This window comes from Microcystis sp. M113S1, assembly GCF_020246945.1.
GTDB lineage: Bacteria > Cyanobacteriota > Cyanobacteriia > Cyanobacteriales > Microcystaceae > Microcystis.
The window spans coordinates 1-3,878 of the sequence record NZ_JADBSA010000042.1 but is presented as its reverse complement, the minus strand read 5'-3'; the positions used below and the strand labels follow the sequence as shown (position 1 = coordinate 3,878).

3 protein-coding genes are annotated in these 3,878 nt (G+C 46.5%); all 3 read left to right on the top strand.

From position 1 onward, the window contains the following. Nucleotides 1-467 precede the first annotated feature (467 nt). On the top strand, nt 468-818 hold the full coding sequence (locus tag IM319_RS02715) for a hypothetical protein (RefSeq protein WP_287734549.1): 351 nt from the start codon (nt 468-470) through the stop codon (nt 816-818). Between the two features lie 75 nt (nt 819-893). Next, nucleotides 894-3,290 carry a tetratricopeptide repeat protein gene (locus IM319_RS02710; RefSeq protein ID WP_287734547.1) on the top strand — a complete coding sequence of 799 codons (2,397 nt, stop codon included), beginning with the start codon at nt 894-896 and terminating at the stop codon, nt 3,288-3,290. A 316-nt stretch (nt 3,291-3,606) separates the two neighbouring features. Further along, a partial coding sequence (locus IM319_RS02705) for a transposase (RefSeq protein ID WP_287734545.1) occupies nt 3,607-3,878 on the top strand: 272 nt, incomplete at its 3' end.

The window sequence follows — 3,878 nt, the reverse complement described above, 5'->3', positions numbered from 1 at the left end:
GGGTTGAACAGATAGGTGAAAATCTAACATTAGTTTACCTCATCAGCTAAATTACCAGAAGATTGATCGCCTACTTAATTTGCTCATTGATTAAGTTGAAAAGACCACGAATGAATTTGGCGGATATTGAGCGGCTACATAGCTCATAATATCATAAGTGGTTTCATGGTTTTGTCCTCTGAGAAAACTTAATTAAAATCAAACGTTTTTGTTAGCAGTTGGTTGTGTTGGTTTTTGTTCTTCAACTCAACCTATAATATCAGCGTACTGCTACGCAGTGCCTTCGGCATCGCACTATGATTATTTAAAAATTAAATGAATATCCTTGCAAGAGGACATTATTGGGGAAAATTAGCGATTTTTGTCATAAAAAAAGCCCTCGAAGCAATCTTATACCATATTTGCCCTTCGCAATGAGGATTAACTGATCTAAAATGGCGATGTAAATAATGCGAATCTACCTCACAATGGAACCGTTAACTCTACTTGCTAGTATTGCTACGATTGTGATAACCGGCGCGTTAGCTCGTGTGGGAGAAATTACCCTAGATGGAACTATCGAGCGATTTAGGCAGCTTATTGGCTCTAAATCACCGGAAACCCTGAAAAAACTCGAATCCGCCGCTATTGAACCCGATGCTTTACCCGAAGCGATTGAGGTCATGGCCACCCTTATCGAAGAAGATGAGGAAGTAAGGGCGATCGCAGAAGAGATCAAGCGAGAAAATGAGACGAAACCCTACATTATCAATCAAATGAAAAATGTCGGGATTGTCAATCAGGGAACGATTCACAATCCGGTTTTTAACTTCCACTGACAGAATTCGCCGGATGGGAAGCCGGTTAACCAAATTCCTGCGAAAGATATTCCTAATCGTGGTTCCCGTCATTTTGTGGGACGGGAAAAGGAATTAACCCAACTGAAGGCGATGCTAGATAGTGGGGAAAATGTCGCTATTTCTGCGATCGCTGGTATCGGAGGAGTGGGGAAAACGGAACTGGCTACCCAATACGCCCGACGGAATTGGGAGGAATACAAAGCTATTCCCTGGATTGTGGAAACTATTGGCGATATACGCCCAAATCTGTTTAGCTATTTCCTCAAACTAGGAATATCCGTCCCCGAACCGTTGGTCGGTCGTCCGGTTGGTGAACAGATCCAAGCTTGTTGGCGACAGTATCTCGCTGATGTGGCTGTCAAGGATGATGAAAAAATCTTGGTGGTTTTCGACGATATTTCTAATCTGGAAGCCGTAAAAGACGCAATCCCGCCTTTTTATCCCTTCCGAGTCCTGATTACCACGCGGATGCGGAATCTTGACCCCAATCTCGTCGCTACTCTCCCTCTCGATGTCCTGGAACCAGCCGCCGCCCTAGCCCTACTAAAAAGCCTTTTGGGAGAGAATGACCGCAGGATAGCAAATCAGACCAAAATTGCCGAAGAACTGTGTAAATGGCTCGAATACCTGCCTTTGGCGCTGGAATTGGTGGGGGCATACCTAGCCAACGATCCCGATCTCTCCCTCGCGGACTGTTTCGAGCAATTGCAACGGTTGGGACTGGATGACGACGCATTGCAGAGAAGTCAAATAACCTTAAATTCTGCCGAAAGAGGGGTTAAGGCGGCGTTTGCTCTCACTTGGCAGAAATTAGCAGCCAATAGCCGAGAAACAGCCCTATTACTGTCCCTTTTCGCCTCGTGGGGGATTGTCTGGGAAGTGGTGGAAGTAACTGCGATTGCCGAAGAGTTGAACGAAATCCGTACCCCCTTAGCTAAGACGAAAAAGGAACTCAATGAGGGCAAAAAGGAACTCTATCGCTATCATTTGCTAGGATTCTGGCAGGAAAAAGGCGTTTATAACATTCACTCGCTGATTCATCTGTTTTTTAAAGAACAACTGGCTGAACAAGAACGCTTCGACCTCCTACCAGTGGTGAGTAATACCCTACTGGCGATCGCGCAAACCATCCCCCAAACTCCCACCCTAGAGCAAATTACCGCCATTTCCCCCTTTATCCCCCATTTAGAAGCACTCGCTGAGGATTTAGCCGAATCCCCCGCGGGAGAGTCCCCCCGGCAAACCTACCTCCGACAACGACAGAAATCGATTCAGGACGAGGATATTGGCTGGATATTCACGAGTTTAGGCCGATTTTACCAGGGACAGGGCGACTATACTTCGGCGGAACCTTGGTTTGAACAATGTGTCGAGGTCGTTAAAAGTCGTCTTGGCGATCGCCATCCTGATGTAGCCTCCAGTCTCAACAATCTAGCCATTCTCTACTATTCCCAAGGAAGGTACGAATTAGCCGAACCCCTGTACGAGGAGACTTTAACCCTGTATAAAGAACTGCTGGGCGAGCGCCATCCCCTTGTAGCCCAAAGTCTCAACAATCTAGCCTATCTCTACCAATCCCAAGGAAGGTACGAATTAGCCGAACCCCTGCTCGTGGAGGCTTTAGCCCTGTTTAAAGAACTGCTGGGCGAGCGCCATCCTTCTGTAGCTGTCAGTCTCAACGCCCTAGCCGAACTCTACCGTTTACAAGGAAGGTACGAATTAGCCGAACCTCTGCATGAGGAGTCTTTAGCCCTGAGAAAAGAACTGCTGGGCGACCGCCATCCTTCTGTAGCTGTCAGTCTCAACAATCTAGCCGCTCTCTACAATTCTCAAGGAAGGTACAAATTAGCCGAACCCCTGCACGAGGAGGCTTTAGCCCTGTTCAAAGAACTGCTGGGCGAGCGCCATCCCGATGTAGCCTCCAGTCTCAACAATCTAGCGGGTCTCTACAATTCTCAAGGAAGGTACAAATTAGCCGAACCCCTGCTCGTGGAGGCTTTAGCCCTGAATAAAGAACTGGTAGGGGAGCGCCATCCTCATGTAGCTGTCAGTCTCAACAATCTAGCCGCTCTCTACCAATCCCAAGGAAAGTTCCAATTAGCTGAACCCCTGCTCGTGGAGGCTTTAGCCCTGAATAAAGAATCGCTGGGCGATCGCCATCCTCATGTAGCCAAAACTCTCGAAAATCTAGCCTTACTCTACATTGGGCAAGGAAAGTTAAAATTAGCCGAACCCCTGTACAAGGAGATATTATCGATCAGGGAAGAAAGATTAGGAACCGATCATCCCGAGACCATTTCGATCCGCCGGTCTTTAGCCATTGTTCAATTCTTTAAGTTTTTTGAGAGAGGGATAGGAAAATTAATAAACATTATTGTAACAATTCTCTTCCTACCGTTGTATCTACTCTTGTTAGGATTGCAGTGGCTGATGTTCCGACTACGACGGTAGGGAATTGACTCAAACGGTGGGTTACGACGGATTCTTAGATCCCCTTTACAGAACCGTAGGGCGCGTTAGCATCGCGTAACGCGCCACCCCAAAAATAACGCGCCACCTACCAATGCTAAAATGGTGGGTTACGACGGATTGTTAGATCCCCTTTACCGCCTAGATTGTCGCCGTCTAACCCACCCTACCGCTACCGCGAGACCTTTTCCCGAAAGCGTCAATCATCGAAAATTTTGGGTCTGAAACCCCGTCGTTCTACGACGGCTTTACTGTTAAATATTAGCGCATTTACACGATATATGCTAAAATGTGAGACATGGAAAAAGCCTATTCGTTTCGATTTTACCCCACACCCGAACAAGAGTCGCTATTGCGGCGCACTTTGGGCTGTATAAGATTGGTTTACAATAAAGCTCTCCACGAACGAACACAAGCTTGGTACGAAAAGCAAGAAAGAGTAGGCTACGCTCAAACTTCTTCAATGCTAACCGAGTGGAAAAAGCAAGAAGAATTAGAATTTCTAAACGAAGTTAGTTGTGTACCTTTGCAACAAGGGTTAAGACATTTACAAACAGCTTTCACTAACTT